Annotated in this window: 12 protein-coding genes; all 12 read left to right on the top strand. The window is 54.0% G+C overall.

Features of this window, described 5'->3' with window-relative positions; genetic code table 11:
• Positions 1 to 643 precede the first annotated feature (643 nt).
• The 12 genes from EKM97_RS07905 (at position 644) to EKM97_RS07850 (ending at position 17570) form a co-directional block, all read left to right on the top strand.
• Entirely contained in the window at positions 644 to 1273 is a 630-nt protein-coding gene (locus EKM97_RS07905) for a glycoside hydrolase family 73 protein (RefSeq protein ID WP_125571859.1), read from the top strand.
• Between the two features lie 248 nt (positions 1274 to 1521).
• Positions 1522 to 2106 (top strand): xanthine phosphoribosyltransferase, encoded by a 585-nt coding sequence (locus tag EKM97_RS07900; RefSeq protein WP_125571858.1) that lies wholly within the window; start codon positions 1522 to 1524, stop codon positions 2104 to 2106.
• 14 nt (positions 2107 to 2120) lie between these two features.
• Positions 2121 to 3446 carry a nucleobase:cation symporter-2 family protein gene (locus EKM97_RS07895; protein ID WP_125571857.1) on the top strand — a complete coding sequence of 442 codons (1326 nt, stop codon included), beginning with the start codon at positions 2121 to 2123 and terminating at the stop codon, positions 3444 to 3446.
• A 73-nt stretch (positions 3447 to 3519) separates the two neighbouring features.
• The gene (locus EKM97_RS07890; protein ID WP_125571856.1) at positions 3520 to 4674 is read left to right on the top strand and encodes an ATP-grasp domain-containing protein; all 1155 of its coding nucleotides are present in this window, start codon (positions 3520 to 3522) and stop codon (positions 4672 to 4674) included.
• The gene (purB, locus tag EKM97_RS07885) at positions 4674 to 5975 is read left to right on the top strand and encodes an adenylosuccinate lyase (RefSeq protein ID WP_125571855.1); all 1302 of its coding nucleotides are present in this window, start codon (positions 4674 to 4676) and stop codon (positions 5973 to 5975) included. Before EKM97_RS07890 ends, purB begins: the two co-directional genes overlap by 1 nt.
• A gap of 1012 nt (positions 5976 to 6987) precedes the next feature.
• A complete protein-coding gene (gene pcrA / locus EKM97_RS07880) occupies positions 6988 to 9303 on the top strand; it encodes a DNA helicase PcrA (RefSeq protein WP_125571854.1) in 2316 nt (771 codons plus the stop codon).
• 18 nt (positions 9304 to 9321) lie between these two features.
• Entirely contained in the window at positions 9322 to 11331 is a 2010-nt protein-coding gene (gene ligA, locus EKM97_RS07875; protein ID WP_125571853.1) for an NAD-dependent DNA ligase LigA, read from the top strand.
• A gap of 8 nt (positions 11332 to 11339) precedes the next feature.
• A complete protein-coding gene (locus EKM97_RS07870; RefSeq protein ID WP_125571852.1) occupies positions 11340 to 12515 on the top strand; it encodes a CamS family sex pheromone protein in 1176 nt (391 codons plus the stop codon).
• An 819-nt stretch (positions 12516 to 13334) separates the two neighbouring features.
• Positions 13335 to 13631, top strand: a complete 297-nt coding sequence (gene gatC, locus EKM97_RS07865; protein ID WP_125571851.1) for an Asp-tRNA(Asn)/Glu-tRNA(Gln) amidotransferase subunit GatC — start codon at positions 13335 to 13337, stop codon at positions 13629 to 13631.
• A 3-nt stretch (positions 13632 to 13634) separates the two neighbouring features.
• Complete coding sequence (gene gatA / locus EKM97_RS07860) at positions 13635 to 15092, top strand: Asp-tRNA(Asn)/Glu-tRNA(Gln) amidotransferase subunit GatA (protein WP_125571850.1); 1458 nt, start codon at positions 13635 to 13637, stop codon at positions 15090 to 15092.
• The gene (gene gatB / locus EKM97_RS07855) at positions 15092 to 16522 is read left to right on the top strand and encodes an Asp-tRNA(Asn)/Glu-tRNA(Gln) amidotransferase subunit GatB (RefSeq protein WP_125571849.1); all 1431 of its coding nucleotides are present in this window, start codon (positions 15092 to 15094) and stop codon (positions 16520 to 16522) included. The genes gatA and gatB overlap by 1 nt, the downstream gene beginning before the upstream one ends.
• Before the next feature lie 34 nt (positions 16523 to 16556).
• A complete protein-coding gene (locus tag EKM97_RS07850) occupies positions 16557 to 17570 on the top strand; it encodes a diacylglycerol kinase (RefSeq protein WP_125571848.1) in 1014 nt (337 codons plus the stop codon).
• Positions 17571 to 17860 lie beyond the last annotated feature (290 nt).

Below are 17860 nucleotides of genomic sequence, written 5' to 3'. Positions count from 1 at the left end.
TGGGAACACCCCATGACCGAGTGACAACGTACCGAAACGTCGGATAGACGTCCGGCTAGAAAATGAGCGATTAACTATCTCCAGTACTTGTAAGGTCACGGTAGCGGTATCCAACACGCTCGAGAGCGCAGTGTACAGATTGCTACACCACTGTTTCCAGTGCTTGTCCATCTTCGTTTGGTGATTCCGCTAGTGTAACCTGAAACTTTCACCACCACAGTCATGTGAATGCGCGTCGGAACTGGGTCGGATTGGCGGCAGCGGACGGGAAGGGTGTGCGTGCCCACGAAAATGGCAGTGTATGTTTCGCACATGGACTTCGTGCGAAATGTACACCGCCATTTTCGTTAGGAGCGGGATTTTGCCGGCGGGTTTGCGGCAAAATCGCCAGTGGAAGACAGCGCAGCTGGCTGGAACGGTCCCACGCACACCCTTCCCGGGAGCGTAGCAAATCCGACCCAGTTCCGACCTTCGGTCTAACAGTAAATTTCAACCCAAGCATCCTTGCGGATGAAAGTTTCCCGACTTACGCTGACGGACAGAGACAAGGTGTTGACGCCGAATTGTTAGAAATTTTTCACTTTCGCAGACGTCGCAATTGTGCGGAAACATGGTATGCTGGATGCAATTGTGAGGTGAGAAAGTGGCATATAAACGGCGAAAAAAGCGTAATCCAGTTCCCATTGGCTTGCTAGCACTAATAGTCGCGCTCGTGGTGGGCTTTATGACCGTCATGGTGCAGTACGAACACGTGCAGAACGTGCAAGAAGAAGCAGCGCGCTCCTCAAGTAGTGCAGCAATGGCGAAGAAGCAGGCATTTGTGCACCGACTGGCGCCATACGCCCAAACCTTGTATGCCAACTACGGCGTTCTGCCGAGCATCACGCTTGCGCAAGCCATTCTCGAAAGTAACTGGGGGAACAGCACGCTCGCTAGTCAGTACCACAACCTGTTTGGGGTGAAGGCGGACGCGAACCAGAGTGGGCGCAATCTGACCACTAGCGAGTACGTGAACGGGCAGTGGCAGACTGTGACGGCCCGCTTCCGAGTTTACAGTGACGATTACGCCTCCATGCGCGAGCACGCCATCTTACTCTACCAGGGAACCAGTTGGAATCGCGGACAGTACGCAGCCGTTGTGAAGGCGACGGACTACGAGACGGCCGCTAAGGCACTGCAGAGCAGTGGGTACGCGACCGATCCAGACTACGCAAGCAAGCTGATTGCCATCATTAAGAAATACCAATTAAGTGACTATGACACGAAAAAGTAGCCGGACGAGTATACCATCGTTCGGCTTTTTGTATGGACTTACACGTGATTCGGCAATAATTACGTCACAGCAAACGGTAACATTTGCCTTTTCGGCGAAAATTCCGAATTTATAGTGCTGAAAACGCAATATTTGTTAATTTTCCGAATGAAAATCTCAAAAGGACGGCTGATATTCGTTTGTCAGCGTCGCGAGTTTATGGTAAGCTTGCAACAATCAAATCAAGTTAAAAGTGGAGGGAATTTCAGGTGAAGTTGCTTGAAGATCGCATTCGTAAAGATGGTACCGTTATTGGGGAAGACGTCCTCAAGGTTGATAATTTTCTTAACCACCAGGTTGATCCGGATCTCATGTACGAGATGGGGAAGACCTTCTACGAGAAATTTAAGAACGAAAAGATTACTAAAATTCTAACCGTTGAGAGTTCTGGGATTGCACCGGCTTTTGCTACCGCATTGCAGTTCCACGTGCCGCTCGTGTTTGCCCGCAAGCACAAGTCCCTCACACTTAAGGATGACCTGTACACGGCCACTGTTTATTCCTTCACTAAGCAGACTAGCAACACCATCGCCATCGCGCGCAAGTTCCTGAGCAAGGACGACCGCGTGCTGATTATCGATGACTTCCTGGCTAATGGTCAGGCCGTTAAGGGTCTCACCGAAATCATCGACCAGGCAGGGGCCACCACTGTTGGTGCCGGCATCGTCATCGAAAAGACCTTCCAGAAGGGTCGCAAGATGTTTGACGAACAGGGCGTACGCGTAGTTTCCTTGGCCCGCATCGCGGCCTTTAAGAACGGCGAAGTTGTTTTTGCCGACGACCAAGACGCTTAAAACGGAGGCTTAAATTGGAAAAGCAAGACAATATTTCTGGTTCCAAGGCAGCCGTTCTCGGGTTGCAGCACCTGCTAGCCATGTACTCTGGCTCCGTGCTTGTTCCAATTTTGATTGCCACGGCACTGAAGTTTAACTCCGAGCAGATGACCTACCTGGTCTCCATCGACATCTTCATGTGTGGGGTGGCCACGGCACTGCAATTACTGACGAACAAGGTCTTTGGGATTGGCTTGCCAGTCATCCTCGGGTGTGCGGTACAATCTGTAACGCCATTGATCATGATTGGCCAAAAGTTTGATATTCAGACGATGTACGGGGCGATTATCGCCGCCGGGGTCTTCGTCTTTCTGATTAGTGGGGCCTTCGCCAAGTTGCGGCGCTTCTTCCCGCCACTGGTCACGGGGACACTCATTACCGTCATCGGGCTGAGCCTGATTCCGGTTGCCTTTCAGAACATCGGGGGCGGAAACACCGCTGCCAAGAGTTTCGGGAGCATGCCGAACCTCATTCTGGGTATCATTACGGTGTTGCTAATTTTGGCCATTAACGTTTGGGGCAAGGGCTTCATTCGTTCCATCGCGATTCTGATTGGTCTGGTTGCCGGCACGCTGATTGGCGGATTGATGCACATGGTCAGTCTGCAGCCGGTCGCTGAAGCCAGCTGGTTCCATGTGCCAACGCCATTTTACTTTGGGGTACCTCATTTTGAATGGAGCTCCATTGTCACGATGATTCTGATTTCGCTAGTATCGATGGTTGAAAGTACCGGGGTGTTCTTTGCTCTGGGCGACATTGTCGGCCGCAAAATTGGCGAAACCGATCTCAAGAAGGGCTATCGCGCCGAAGGTTTGGCCGTCATGTTGGGCGGTCTGTTCAACACCTTCCCGTACACCACCTTCAGTCAGAACGTGGGCCTGGTGCAGTTATCCGGCATCAAGAGCCGTAAGCCAGTGATGTACTCGGCTGGCTTCCTGGTGTTGCTGGGTCTTTTGCCTAAGATTGGCGCGCTGGCAACGATTATTCCGTCCCCAGTACTGGGTGGCGCGATGCTCGTCATGTTCGGGATGGTTGCCGTGCAGGGAATTCGCATGCTCCAGCAAGTTGACTTTAACAACGACAAAAACTTGCTGGTCGCTGCGATTTCAATCGGTTTGGGTCTGGGCGTGACTGTTCAGCCCGAAATCGTGCAGTACCTGCCAAAGAACCTGCAGCTGTTCTGCTCCAGCGGTATTCTGATGGCGAGTCTGTCAGCCGTAATTTTGAACATTCTTTTCAATTCGAAGACGCCCCAGCCGGAAATGAAGAGCGACACGGGGCTCAACGAAAAGGAAGATTAGTAAGAGTAAATGATGGTGACAGCAGCTTGGCCTGCGTTGACCATCATTTTGCATCGGTAAGGAGGCTATTGCTGTGACGCAATTTGTTGCGCCTGGGGCGACCGTCGGCATCATTGGCGGCGGGGTTGCCGCATATGAGCTCGCACGCGCGGCCAGTCATTTTGGCATGAAGACGGTGGTGCTTACGCCACAAGCAGAAGATATTGCACTGCAGGCTGCAGACTACGGTATCGTCGGCAGTGCGCGGGACGTCCACGCCTTCATGGAGCTGCGTGACCGGAGCACGATTATTACCTATATCAATGAATCTGTTGCGGATGGGGACATGCTCGCTGATAATTTGAATTCAGCGCAGTTGCCTAGTGGCACCGATATTTTGGCTTTCACGCAGGATCGGTACCTGGAAAAAGTGTTCCTTGAAGACCAGAAGCTCAACGTGTTGCCGTACGGTCAGGTCATTACGCCGGATGACATCGAAAAGGTTTTGATGACGATCGGTTATCCAAGTGTCATTAAGCCGATTCAAAAGGCGGTTGGTGCGGATCAGCAGCTCATTTTGCGCAGTGACGTCGACGTGTGGCGGGCTAAAAGCTTGCTGCAAAAACGCCCGTACATTCTGGAAGCCTGGCTGGATAAGCCGCGCACATTGTCTGTATTGTGCGTGAAGTCCAGCAGGGGTCTGCAAGTGCTGCCGCTTGTTGAAACGCGGCAGGATCACGAGAACTTCCGTGGGGCGGTGGTGCCGGCCCAAGTTGATGGTAGTGTCTTGATCGAAGTGTTGCGAATCGCCGAAAAGTTGGGCAACAAGATTGACTACACCGGCATCTTCTCCGTTGAGTTCTTCCTCACGGCTGAGGGGTCACTCTACGTGAAGAAGGTGGCGCCGGGGATGCGCCTGTCTGGCGATATTCTGCGCGCCGTGGGCCGCAGCAGTCAGTATGCCCTGCACATGCGGGCCATTCTTGGCTGGCCAGTCCCAACGCTCCAGATTGAGGGCTCGGCGGTGATGTTGCCGCTGACGGCCGACAATGTGGACGCGGTGAACACGCAGATTCAGCTTAAAGATAAGTGGCGCTGGCAGTTCTTCCCGCAAGGCAACACCTTGCGCGGTGAACTCAGCGTACCGGGACCACTGCGCGACGCATTTGCGGCGCTTGACGCAACAGGGGCGTTTGATGTTGATGGTTTGACCTATGTGCAGCAGCTCGATAGTGAAGGAGATAACTAATGATTTCTCGTTACAGTCGGCCAGACATGGCCGCTATTTGGACGCTCGATAATCGTTACCAGGCCTGGCTCGAGGTTGAAATTCTGGCCGTTGAAGCTCATGCCAAACTCGGCATCATTCCCGAAGCCGATGCTAAGGCTGTTCGCGCTCATGCTAGCGTCGACGCTGATGAAGTGGCACGCATTGAACTAGAGACCCGCCATGACGTGGTGGCCTTTACCCGCGCGGTCTCAGAAACCCTCGGTGATGAGAAGAAGTGGGTGCACTACGGCCTAACCAGTACTGACGTTGTGGATACTGCTCAGGGATACATCCTGAAGCAGGCCAACGCTATTTTGCGTCAAGACATTGAAGACCTGATTGCGGTTTTGGGTAAGCGTGCCCGTGAATTTAAGGACACGGTGATGATGGGTCGCACGCACGGTGTGCACGCCGAACCAACCACCTTTGGTCTGGTTCTGGCCAGCTGGTACGCCGAGATGCAGCGGAACCTCGCCCGTTTCGACGAAGCCGCCGATGAAGTCCAAGCCGGCAAAATTAGTGGGGCAGTCGGCACTTTTGCCAACACGCCACCAGCTGTCGAAGAATATGTCTGTGAACACCTGGGTATCCGCGCGCAAAACATCTCTACACAGGTGCTGCCACGCGATCTCCACGCCCGTTATATCCAGACCTTGGCGCTGATTGCTAGCTCCGTTGAACGCTTTGCTGTTCAGATTCGTCACATGCAACGCACCGAAGTCCACGAAGTTGAAGAACACTTCAACAAGGGTCAAAAGGGCAGTTCCGCAATGCCGCACAAGCGCAACCCAATCAGCTCTGAAAATGTGTCCGGTCTGGCGCGGGTCATTCGCGGTTACCAGATTCCCGCACTTGAAGACATTGCCCTCTGGCACGAACGTGACATCAGTCACAGCTCCGCTGAACGGGTGATTTTGCCTGATGCTACTGGCTTGCTGGATTACGTACTGCACCGTTTCACTGGGATTGTGGAGACGCTGGACGTCTTCCCAGACCGGATGAAGAAGAACATGCAACTGACGCACGGCCTGATTTACAGCCAGCGCTTCATGCTTGCTCTGATTGACAAGGGTGGCATGAGCCGTGAAGCTGCTTACGACTTGGTGCAGCCAATGACTGCCCAGGCTTGGGATGAAGGTAAGGACTTCCGGACGCTGATTGAAGCCAACCCGAAGGTTCGTGAGGTTCTCACCGACGCTGACATCGCCGACGCCTTTGATTACCACTACCACCTGCGCCATGTGGACGAAATCTTCGCCCGACTAGGTTTGAATGACTAACGCTTAAGAGCAGCCAGCAATGGCTGCTTTTTTTGTCGTCGTCCGTCAGCGTAAGTCGCGAAACTTTCATCCGCAAGGATGCTCGGTTTGAAAAATAGTGGTTAGACCGAAGGTCGGGACTGGGGCGGATTTGCTACGCTCCCGGGAAGGGTGTGCGTGGGACCGTTCCAGCCAGCTGCGCTGTCTTCCACTGGCGATTTTGCCGCAAACCCACCGGCAAAATCCCGCTCCTAACGAAAATGGCGGTGTACATTTCGCACAAGGTTCATGTGCGAAACATACACTGCCATTTTCGTGAGCACGCACACCCTTCCCGTCCGCTACCGCCAATCCGCCCCAGTTCCGACGCGCATTCACATGACTATGGTGTTGAAAGTTTCAGGCTTCGGTGGCGAGAAACGGCCAAAGAGAGACACGTGATTGGATAATGCTGGCATCGTGAGCGATTCATCTAACCGATTGAACACCTGAATACTTTTACCATGCGGAATACAGTAATTTCATAATTGCCCAACTACGTGACCTGCGTACAGCCGAACATCAACCTCAGCATTTCAGTGCGCCGACACAGGTCTCTGTGGTGTTCTCTACTTAGTAACGTGTCGGCCACGGAGGCGTGAGTGTGCTTGGGCGGAGCAGAGGGAACGGAGTCGGGCGACAAGATAATCTGCAGCGTATGCCCGGCTGATTTTGCCGGGTGTACACCGCAGATTATCTCAGGAGCGCGGATTTGACGCCGGGTTTGCGGCAAATCTGCCAGCGAAAGACGGCGAAGCCGCCTGGAGCGGTCCCGCCCGACGTAGTTCTCCGGAGCGCAGCCCAAGCGCACTCACGCCGGAGTTTCCGACTTCACCGCCTAGCGGCGGTATGAAAACGGCACAGAGGCCGTGCGCGACTTCGTTGCCAGAACACTTACGCTGACGGACAGCGAGAGGCTGTAATAGCGAACGAGTTTTTGGTAGTATGGTTATATCTGAAATACCGCGATTTTTGCGGAACGAAAGGACAAGTCATGGGCGAACAAGTACTACTCAAAGGAATGAACGACAAGCAAAGCGAGGCCGTCCTCGCTACCGAAGGCCCCGTCTTAATCATGGCGGGTGCTGGTTCAGGTAAAACGCGGGTGCTCACGCACCGAGTGGCTTACCTGATTGAGGAAAAGAACGTGAACCCTTGGAACGTTCTGGCCATTACGTTTACGAACAAAGCTGCCCGTGAAATGAAGGAACGTGTCGGTAACTTGCTGGATCCGGAACTGGCACGTGACGTTTGGGTCTCGACTTTCCACGCACTGTGCATGCGTATTTTACGGCGCGACATCGAAAAGTTGGGCTACAACCGGGCCTTTTCCATCACCGACACCTCGGCACAACTAACCTTGGTCAAGCAGGTGTTGCGTAGCCAAAACCTCGACCCGAAGCGTTTTGACCCGAAGGCCATCTTAAGCGCCATCTCCGCTGCTAAGAATGAGTTGCTGAACCCGGACGACTACGCCAAGTCCGCTAAGGGACCTTTTGAAGAAGTCGTCGCGCAGGTGTACAAGGAATACCAGCGCCGGTTGCGTGCGGACTCCGCACTCGATTTTGATGACCTCATCATGCAGACCATTGTGCTGTTCAAGCAGGAACCAGAAACGCTGGCTTACTACCAGCGCAAGTTCCGTTACATTCACGTCGATGAATACCAAGATACTAACGAAGCGCAGTACCAACTGGTTGCCATGCTGGCGGAAGGTTACCGCAACCTTTGCGTCGTTGGGGATGCTGACCAAAGTATCTACGGTTGGCGTGGAGCCAACATGAAGAACATTCTGAACTTTAAGAATGACTACAAGGATGCCCAGGTCATCTTGCTGGAACAGAACTACCGGAGCACGCAGACGATTTTGGACGCGGCTAATGCCGTAATTAAAAATAACGCCGAACGCCAGGTGAAGACTCTCTGGACCGAAAATGGTAAAGGCGACAAAATCGGCTATTACCGCGCTCAGAGTGACCGCGATGAAGCCTACTTTGTGATTCGCCAAATTGAAAAAATGATGCGCGAACAGAACTACCATTATGGTGATTTTGCCATTTTGTACCGCACCAACGCCCAATCACGGAGCATTGAAGAAGCCTTCCTCAAGAGCTCGATTCCGTACAAAATTGTCGGCGGCCACAAGTTTTATGACCGGAAGGAAATTCGCGATGCCTTGGGTTACTTGAGTCTGGCTGTGAACCCAGCGGACAACATCAGTTTCCAGCGTGTGGTTAATGAACCCAAGCGCGGAATTGGTGCCAGCACGATTGAGAAATTGAGTGACTTCGCGGATGAACACGGCTGGTCGCTGCTGGACGCCGCCGAAAACGTGGAACTCAGTAACATTTCTGCCCGCGCTCGCACCAAGCTGGCCGATTTTGCACAGATGATGACCAAGTTGCGCACCAAGAAGGTTGGCGGGGCGAGCGTTACTGACCTGATGACTGCGGTTCTGGAAGACACGGGCTACATTGACGCGCTGCGTGCCGAACACAACCTTGAGGCCGATGCGCGCATTGACAACCTGCAGGAACTGCTGACCGTAACGCAGAATTTTGATTCCCGCTACGAACCAGACGATGAAGAAGCGGACATCTTCGTGGACTTCTTGGGCGAACTTGCGCTGCTGAGCGATGCCGACGACGCACCGGAAGAGCCGCAAGAAGTCACCTTGATGACGCTACACGCTGCTAAGGGGCTGGAATTCCCGATTGTGTTCCTCGTGGGTATGGAAGAGAACCTCTTCCCTCTGTCTCGCGCAGCCATGGACGAGACGCAGCTTGAAGAAGAGCGGCGCCTAGCTTATGTAGGGATTACGCGCGCGAAGAAGAAGCTGTTCCTCACCAACGCCTACTCCCGGCTGTTCCATGGTCAACACCAGAACAACCCGGCCAGTCGCTTTGTGGAGGAAATTCCTGACGAATTACTGGATAGTCAAAATGCTGAACAGCAGCGGAGCGACATTCCGTTCATTAACAGCCGCAAGTACGGCCGCGGCAATGATGGTCAGTCGAGCTATGCCGGTGGTCGCAGCAGTAGTACCTACGGCAAGCCGAGTGCACCGCAACGCCGCAGTGCCAATCACGCAGCTGCCGCAACGACGGCGAGCGTGACGGGGCCAACCGTGAGTGACGCCGCGAAGGTGTCCTGGCAAGCAGGGGACAAGGCCGAGCACCGTAAGTGGGGTGTCGGCACCGTTGTGAAAGTTGATGGCGCGGGCGAAGATCAGGAGCTGGACGTTGCCTTTCCAAACATGGGCATTAAACGGCTGCTCGCGGCTTTTGCCCCGCTGAAAAAAGTTGAATAACAAGCACAGGAGGCTCTGATGGACGAAACGCAGGAATTAGAGCAGCGCGCGCAGGCACTGCGCACACAACTGAATAGCTGGCGTGATGCGTATTACACGCAAGATGCGCCGGTCGTCACCGATGCCGAATACGACCGGGTTTATCGTGAGCTTGAGACAATTGAAGCTGCGCATCCGGAACTCGTGACCCCTGATTCGCCAACGCAACTAGTTGGGGACGCAACGCTACCAGAGTTGGGTAAGGTGCCCCATGAGGTGCCGATGCTCTCGATGGGGGATGTGTTCTCCCTAGACGAACTGGCGGATTGGGCTGACCGCACGACAGCCAGTGCGGAAGCGGGCGAGTTAGAGTACAACGTTGAACTCAAAATTGACGGCTTGTCTTTGTCCCTAGTCTACGAAAACGGCGTCTTAGTGCAGGCTTCTACGCGTGGCAATGGCCGTATTGGTGAAGACGTCACCAAGAACGTGCTCACAATTGCGGACGTGCCGCAGCACTTGGCGCGGCCGCTGTCACTAGAAGTGCGCGGTGAATGTTACATGCCCAAGGCTGCATTTGCCAAGCTGAATGCAGCGCGTGAGCAGGAAGGATTAGCCACTTTTGCCAATCCGCGGAACGCGGCTGCAGGTTCTTTGCGGCAACTGGATGCTGCGGTTACCAAAAAGCGCCAGCTCGCGACATTCATGTACACGCTACTCACCCCCGCAGAATTCGGCGTCACAACGCAGGATCAGGCGATTCGCTTCATGACGGAACTGGGTTTCAGCACGAATCCGAGCTCCGAACGACTGGCGCACCTGCATGACATTGACGACTATATTGAACGCTACACTGGTCAGCGCGATGACCTCAGTTATGGTATTGACGGCATCGTGCTCAAGGTCAACGACTTGGCCTTGCAAGAACAGCTCGGTAACACCGTGAAGGTGCCCCGTTGGGAAATTGCCTACAAGTTTCCACCGGAAGAGGCCGCAACGATTGTGCGCGCCATCGACTGGACCATCGGTCGCACTGGTGTGGTGACACCGACTGCGGTGATGGACACCGTGCAGTTGGCGGGTACCCAGGTCAGTCGCGCAACCCTCCACAATCCGGATTTCATCGCTGAAAAGGACATTCGCATTGGCGACACCGTCTTGCTGCATAAAGCGGGCGACATTATCCCCGAGATTTCGCAAGTGGTGCTGAGCAAACGACCCGCTGACGCGCAGCCGTACGCCGTGCCGACGACCTGTCCGTCTTGTGGTGCTGAACTGGTGCACATCGAGGACGAGGTGGCTTTGCGCTGCATTAACCCGCTGTGCCCGGCACAGGTACAGGAACAGCTGACGCATTTTGCCAGCCGCCCGGCAATGAACATCGATGGTCTGGGACCCAAAATTATCGCGCAACTTCAGGAGAAACAATTGGTGCGTGACGTGGCGGATCTCTATAAGCTGACTGCTGATGATCTGGCGCAACTTGATAAGTTTAAGGAAAAATCCATCAACAACCTCTTGCAGGCCATTGATGGTAGTAGGCATAATTCTGTTGAACGCTTGTTAACTGGTTTGGGCATTCGTCACGTTGGTGCGAAGGCGGCGGCCGTTTTAGCCGAGCATTTTGGCAGTATGGCGGCCATTGCCGCGGCAAGTGAAGATGAACTTGCCGAGGTGGACGGACTGGGACCCATCATCGCCAGTACCGTGGCGCAGTATTTTGCCATGGATACCACTAGTGAGCTGATTGGTGAGTTGCAGGTGGCCGGCGTGAACTTGACGTACACGACCCAGACCGCGGCGCCCGAGACGGATAGCTTCGTTTCTGGCAAGACCGTGGTCATTACCGGCAAGTTCACCGACTTCACGCGCCCGGCGCTCACAGCGCAGTTAAAGGCACTGGGGGCTAAGGTGACCGGATCCGTGTCCAAAAAAACTGACCTGCTGGTTGCCGGCGAAGCTGCCGGCAGCAAGCTCAGCAAGGCGCAAACGCTGGGTGTCCAGGTCATGACTGAGGCCGAACTAAAACAAGAATTAACTGAGGATTGAGGAAACGCATGAAAAACATTCTGAAGACCGGGCTGGTTGTCAGCGCAATTTTGCTGCTGGCTGGTTGCGGCAAGCTAAGCTTTGATAGCGATAGTAGCAGCACCACGAGCACCAAGAGTGGCTCTTACCAGACGACCGGGACGGCTAGCGACAACACTTATCAAGGTGTGATCAAGAATGGTCGTTACCAGGTTTCCAAGTCGCGTGGCCTCATGCTGACGAACAATAACCAAAACGGCAACACCTACAACGTGCGCAGCATGGAAACCGGGCTGCAGAGCATTTCGCAAAAGGAATTTTCAACCGATAAGTACGATTTTGAAGAGGGACAACTGCTGAGCACCTCGACCACGCGCAAGTGGCTGGGTCGGCAAAAAGGCAAGTACAGCAAGAGCAGTGATACTGACAACGCGCTTGGCTTGAACCCGGCAAGTAATGGTAAGACTGGGGAAAACAGCCGGACGCCGATTTATTTGCAGCAGATTCTGGAACAAGATTACATGGTCAGCAGCGGCTCGTCGATGTCGCTGGGCGGTATTTCCATCGGGCTGGGCATGAATTCGGTTGATTACTACACCAAGACCAGCTACGGTGCCACCTACGAGACCAAGATTTCCGATGCCGACCTCATGGCACAGGGTAAGGCGATGGCCAAGAAGGTCGTTGCCCGCATTCGCAAAATGAAGGGCGTTAAGAGTAACACGCCAATCGTTGTCGGCATCTACAAGCAGGCGGCGCAGGATAGTTTGGTTGGTGGGACCTACCAGAGCTATGTGGTCAGCACCAGCGGCGACAACATTGGTAGCTGGCACTCCATGAACGAGCAAAATGAAGTATTGCCGCTTGTTGACGGCAAGAAGGGGATTAACTCCACCGTTGCCAACGATTTCAGCAACTTCTCCACGCAGATTCGGTCCTTCTTCCCAACGCTTGCGGGTGTGACCGCGCAGGCGCATTACGAAGACGGGCAGTTGTCCGGTCTGAAGATTACGGTCAACACCCAGTTCTACGGGCAGACTGAAATCAACAGTTTCACGCAGTACGTGGTGACCGCGGCGTCGAAGTACCTGCCGAGCGGGGCGAACATCGAAATTGATGTGCAGTCCGTTCAGGGGATGCAGGCTTTTGCCGAACGCAAGACCGGCGAGAAGAGTTTCTACACGCACGTGTTCGATAGTTACTAAAATTTGATTTTTGCCACCTTCTGAAGTTGTTCAGAAGGTGGTTTTTGTTTGTAGCTTGGTCGGAGGACGGGTCTGGGCCAGATTGACTCCGCGTGGCTGGGTGCGGGCATGGGACCGTTCCAGCCGGTGTGCCGGCTTCCACTGGCAATTTTGCCGCAAACCCAGCGTCAAAATTGCGCTCCTAAGCAAAAATATCGTCGTACATTGCGCCAAACCCGGGCGCAACATACAACGATATTTCTGCAATCATGCCCACACCCAGCCACGCTCCATCAATCTGACCCAGATCCTAGTGCACTAATAGAGATAAGTTGTCGACTTCGTACAGTGCTGTGTGATAAGTGATGCTTTAGATAGAACGTGTGTATGCAATCCAGCCAAACAGTCGCATACGTGATGGTGTATCGACTCAGTCTTGGGCGATGATACCGATGAGGCGAATTTGATAAGTCACGATTGGGTTTTGGACAGGGACGACTGGTAGTTGCTGTATCTTGGAGTTGGTGCATGGTGAGTTTTAACCACTGAGGTAACGGTGGTGCTTGGCGGAGCGGACGAATGGGGTGCCTGACAGTGAAATTGGCAGTGGATATTTTCCGTCTGGAGCGTTTCCAGGCACCCCCATTCGCCCGCGGAGCCAAGCGCCGCCGTTACCGAAGCAGATGTAGAGTGCTGTCGCAGCCATTACTGAAGTGGCCACACAGCAAGCAACACATTTACAGAAATGCCTAGACACAGGTTGATTTCCAGGGTGAAAGAAGCCGATTTATGGTACCATGTAAAACAGATGTGTAATGCAATAAGAAAGCGGGTATAAGCATGATTTCTAAGGAACAGGTCGCGCACGTTGCGGAACTTGCGCGCCTCCAATTTTCCGATGAAGAACTCCAACAGTTTACGGGCCAGCTGGATGAAATTCTGAACATGGTTGACCAACTCAGCGAAGTTGATACCGAGGGTGTCCCGGTAACCACTCAGAGCGTTTTGCTCGAGAACGTGATGCGTGCCGACGAGGCCACGATGGTCACACCGCGCGCCGAACTCATGAAGAATGTGCCAACTGAAAAAGACGGTTTGATTCAGGTTCCAGCAATTATCGACAAGGAGGATGACTGATCCGTGGATTACTTCAACACAAGTATTGAGCAGCTGCACCAGGATTTGCTGGACGGCAAAATCAGCAGCACCCAGCTCACGGCGGACACCTTCGCCGCAATCGCCGCTAAAGACGACAAGATCAAGGCCTTCCTCGCACTAAACGAAGACGACGCCAGCAAGACCGCTGCTGCGATTGATGCAGCCGGTGTGGATTCCAGCCAGATTCTGGCCGGAATTCCCATTGCTATTAAGGACAACATCGTCACCGATGGTCTGACCACGACGGCCGCTTCCAAAATGCTCGCGAACTTCGTGCCAATTTACGACGCTACCGTTGTGAAGAAGCTCAAGGACGCCGGCATGGTCATCGTCGGTAAGCTGAACATGGACGAATTCGCCATGGGTTCTTCCACTGAAAACTCCGCTATGAAAACCACGACGAACGCTTGGGACCATACCAAGGTTCCCGGCGGTTCTTCAGGTGGTTCTGCCGCCGCTGTTGCCAGTGGTGAAGTCATTGCCGCTTTGGGTTCTGATACTGGTGGTTCCATTCGCCAGCCCGCTGCTTTCAACGGGATTTTTGGCTTTAAGCCATCCTACGGCCGCGTTTCCCGCTGGGGACTCATCGCCTTTGGTTCCAGCTTGGATGCCATTGGGACACTGACCCGCTCCGTCCGCGACGGTGCGCACGTGCTGAATGCCATTGCTGGCGCTGACGAACGCGATACCACGACTGTGGATCGTAACGACGGCGACTTTGGCATAAACATCGGCAAGGGCGTTAAGGGCATGAAGATTGCTTTGCCTGCTGAATACCTTGGTGAAGGGGTCGACCCTAAGGTTGCCGACCAGATTAAGAAGGCCGCTGACCAGCTGCGTGCAATGGGCGCAACCGTTGAAACGGTCAGCCTGCCACACACCAAGTACGCCGTTCCGGCCTACTACATCATTGCGAGTTCCGAAGCTAGTTCCAACCTGCAACGTTTTGACGGGATTCGCTACGGTTTCCGTGCTCAGGATGTGAAGACCCTGGATGATGTTTACGTGCGTTCTCGTTCTGAAGGTTTCGGTAGCGAAGTGAAGCGCCGGATTATGCTGGGGACATTCAGCTTGTCTGCCGGTTTCTACGACGCCTACTTCAAGAAGGCTGCGCAGGTCCGGACACTGATTACCCGCGACTTCGAAAAGGTATTCGCGGATTATGACCTCATCATGGGACCAACCACGCCAACGACAGCATTCGGTATCGGGGCGAAGGTAACTGATCCACTGACGATGTACATGAACGACATCCTGACCATTCCGGTAAACCTGGCCGGTTTGCCAGCCGCTTCCGTGAATGCCGGTTTCGCTGATGGCATGCCAGTTGGGCTGCAGCTGATTGCCAAGCCTTTTGCTGAGTCAACAATCTTCCAGGCAGCGGCAGCATTCGAAGATGCGAACGACTACCTGCAGCAGATTCCAGGGGGGCAGAATTAATGAATTTTGAAACAACAATCGGGCTGGAAGTGCACATTGAGCTGAAAACCAAGAGCAAAATGTACTCACCATCACCAGTTTCTTATGGTGCTGAACCCAATACCCAGACGAACATGATTGATTGGGGCTACCCTGGTGTTCTGCCAAGCGTCAACCGGGGGGCCTATGAACTGGGTCTGATGGTTGCGCTGGCGCTGCACGCCGAGATTACACCCTTCACGCATTTTGACCGCAAGAACTACTTCTACCCAGATAACCCGAAGGCTTACCAGATTACGCAGTCCGAGACGCCACTGGCGCGCAACGGCTACATCGAAATCGAAGTTGATGGCAAGAAAAAGCGCATCGGGATTGAAGAACTCCACATCGAAGAAGATGCCGGGAAGAACACCCATGCGGACGATGGTTACTCTTACGTCGATTTGAACCGTCAGGGCACACCACTGATTGAAATCGTGTCTAAGCCCGATATGGAAACGCCTGAGGAAGCTTACCAGTACTTGGAACAGCTCAAGCAGATTGTGCAGTTCACCGGGGCTTCTGACGTCAAGATGGAAGAAGGGTCGATGCGTGTCGACTCTAACCTCTCCGTTGCGCCAATTGGTGCTGACAAGTACGGCGTGAAGTCTGAAATCAAGAACTTGAACAGTTTCAACCACGTGCGCAGCGCTTTGGCCTTCGAGCAGAAGCGCCACGTGGCGGCCTACCTGTCTGGGAACCAGATTCGGCCGGAAACCCGCCGTTGGGACGAACCCGGCAAGCGCACCATCTTGATGCGTGTTAAGGAAGGCGCGGACGACTACCGTTACTTCCCAGAACCAGATTTGCCACCAGTACGGGTGAGCGACGCCTGGATTAAGGAAGTTGAAGCTAAGCTCCCTGAAAATCCTAAGCAGCGGCGTGCACGTTACGTTGGCGAATGGGGCCTGCCAGAATACGACGCCGGCGTTTTGACCAATACCAAGGAAATGTCTGACTTCTTCGAAGAAGTCGTGGCAGACGGTGCGGATGCTAAACAGGCGTCTAACTACCTGATGGGTGACGTTTCGGGTTACTTGAACGCTCAGCACCTTGAGCTCAAGGACATCGCGCTCACACCGGCGCACCTGGCCAAAATGATTGCGCTGCTCGCTGACGGTACTATCTCCAGTAAGATTGCCAAGAAGGTCATCGTGCAGATTATCAAGAACGACGTTGATCCAGAAGAATGGGTTCGCGCCAAGGGTCTCGTGCAGGAATCCGACCCCGCCGTTCTGACACCAATCATCACCGGCATTCTGGACGCTAACCAGCAAAGTATCGATGACTTCCATGCCGGGAAGGATCGCGCCGTTGGCTTCCTCGTCGGCCAGATTATGAAGCAGACGCACGGTCAGGCTAACCCAAAGGTGGTCAACCAGATTCTGAACGCCGAACTGGCAAAGCGCTAGGCAAGCTAATTTTTGAAAAGCAGGGGGTAACAAAATGCGACCACGTGCACGGTTGATTTACAACCCAACGAGTGGGAATGAGGGGATGCGTAAGTACGTCGGCGACGTGCTGAATGAACTGGAAAAGGCGGGTTACGAAGCCTCCGCGTTCCAGACGCAGCCTGAACCATTCTCCGCCAAAAAAGAAGCGGCCCGCGCCACTGCGGAAGGCTTTGACCTCATTGTCGCGGCCGGTGGCGATGGCACCATCAATGAAGTCGTGAACGGCATTGCACCAAGCCCGCATCGGCCGAAGATGGGCATCATCCCCGCGGGGACCACAAATGACTACGCGCGTGCCCTGCGCATTCCGCGTGAAGACCCCGTTGCGGCCGCAGCCATTATCGGCAAGAACCAGACGCTTAAGATGGACATCGGGAAGGCAAACGACGCCTACTTCATGAACATCGCGGCCGGCGGTTCCATGACCGAATTGACCTACGCGGTGCCTAGTGAGTTCAAGTCGATTTTTGGCTACCTCGCGTACTTGATTAAGGGCGCGGAGATGCTGCCAAGCATGCACACTGTGCCATTGCACATTGAGTACGACGACGGCCAGTATGATGGTCCTGCGTCCATGTTCTTGATTGGTTTGACCAACTCGGTCGGCGGATTTGAGCAAATTGTCCCCGACGCCGAACTCGGGGATGGCCAGTTCACGGCCATCATAGTGAAGACGGCGAACGTGGCGGAAATGCTCAAGCTGATTGCGCTGGTCTTCAACGGTGGTAAGCACGTTGATGACCCGAACATCAGCTACATCAAAACCAGCAAAATTTCGGTGCGCCGCACGGACAACAAGGAACTCAAAATCAACCTTGATGGCGAGTACGGTGGCGACACGCCAATGGACTTTGTGAACTTGTCCCAGCACATTGAAATGTTCGCTAACGTCGACGAAATCCCCGCGAAGAACCTGTACGAGGATTTTGAAACGCAAGACGAAGTCGTGAAGGAAGTTGAGCAGATTTCCCAGAAGGACATCGATGGCGACGGTAAAATTGGGTAAATAAACAGCAACAGCCTCTGTGCAAGCAGGGGCTGTTTTTGTATCTGGTGAAATTGCACACGCTGTCCGTCAGCGTAAGTCTTTTAGCGACGGAGTCGCACTGGGCCTCTGCGGCGTTTTCAAACCGCCGCTAGGCGGTGGGGTCGGCAACTCCGGCATGAGTGCGCTTGGGCTGCGCTCCGGTGAACTACGTCGGGCGGGACCGCTCCAGGCGGCTTCGCCGTCTTCCGCTGGCAGATTTGCCGCAAAACCAGCGTCAAATCCGCGCTCCTGAGATAATCTGCGGTGTA

It is taken from the genome of Lacticaseibacillus songhuajiangensis (assembly GCF_003946025.1).
GTDB lineage: Bacteria > Bacillota > Bacilli > Lactobacillales > Lactobacillaceae > Lacticaseibacillus > Lacticaseibacillus songhuajiangensis.
Note: the sequence above shows the minus strand (reverse complement) of the source record. Positions and strands in the feature narration are given on the sequence as shown.

Excerpts from the sequence above, each read along its gene's own strand:
- purB (WP_125571855.1), top strand. The coding sequence starts at position 4,674 with ATGATTTCTCGTTACAGTCGGCCAGACATGGCCGCTATTTGGACGCTC.
- pcrA (WP_125571854.1), top strand. The coding sequence starts at position 6,988 with ATGGGCGAACAAGTACTACTCAAAGGAATGAACGACAAGCAAAGCGAG.
- ligA (WP_125571853.1), top strand. The coding sequence starts at position 9,322 with ATGGACGAAACGCAGGAATTAGAGCAGCGCGCGCAGGCACTGCGCACA.
- EKM97_RS07870 (WP_125571852.1), top strand. The coding sequence starts at position 11,340 with ATGAAAAACATTCTGAAGACCGGGCTGGTTGTCAGCGCAATTTTGCTG.
- gatC (WP_125571851.1), top strand. The coding sequence starts at position 13,335 with ATGATTTCTAAGGAACAGGTCGCGCACGTTGCGGAACTTGCGCGCCTC.
- gatB (WP_125571849.1), top strand. The coding sequence starts at position 15,092 with ATGAATTTTGAAACAACAATCGGGCTGGAAGTGCACATTGAGCTGAAA.
- EKM97_RS07850 (WP_125571848.1), top strand. The coding sequence starts at position 16,557 with ATGCGACCACGTGCACGGTTGATTTACAACCCAACGAGTGGGAATGAG.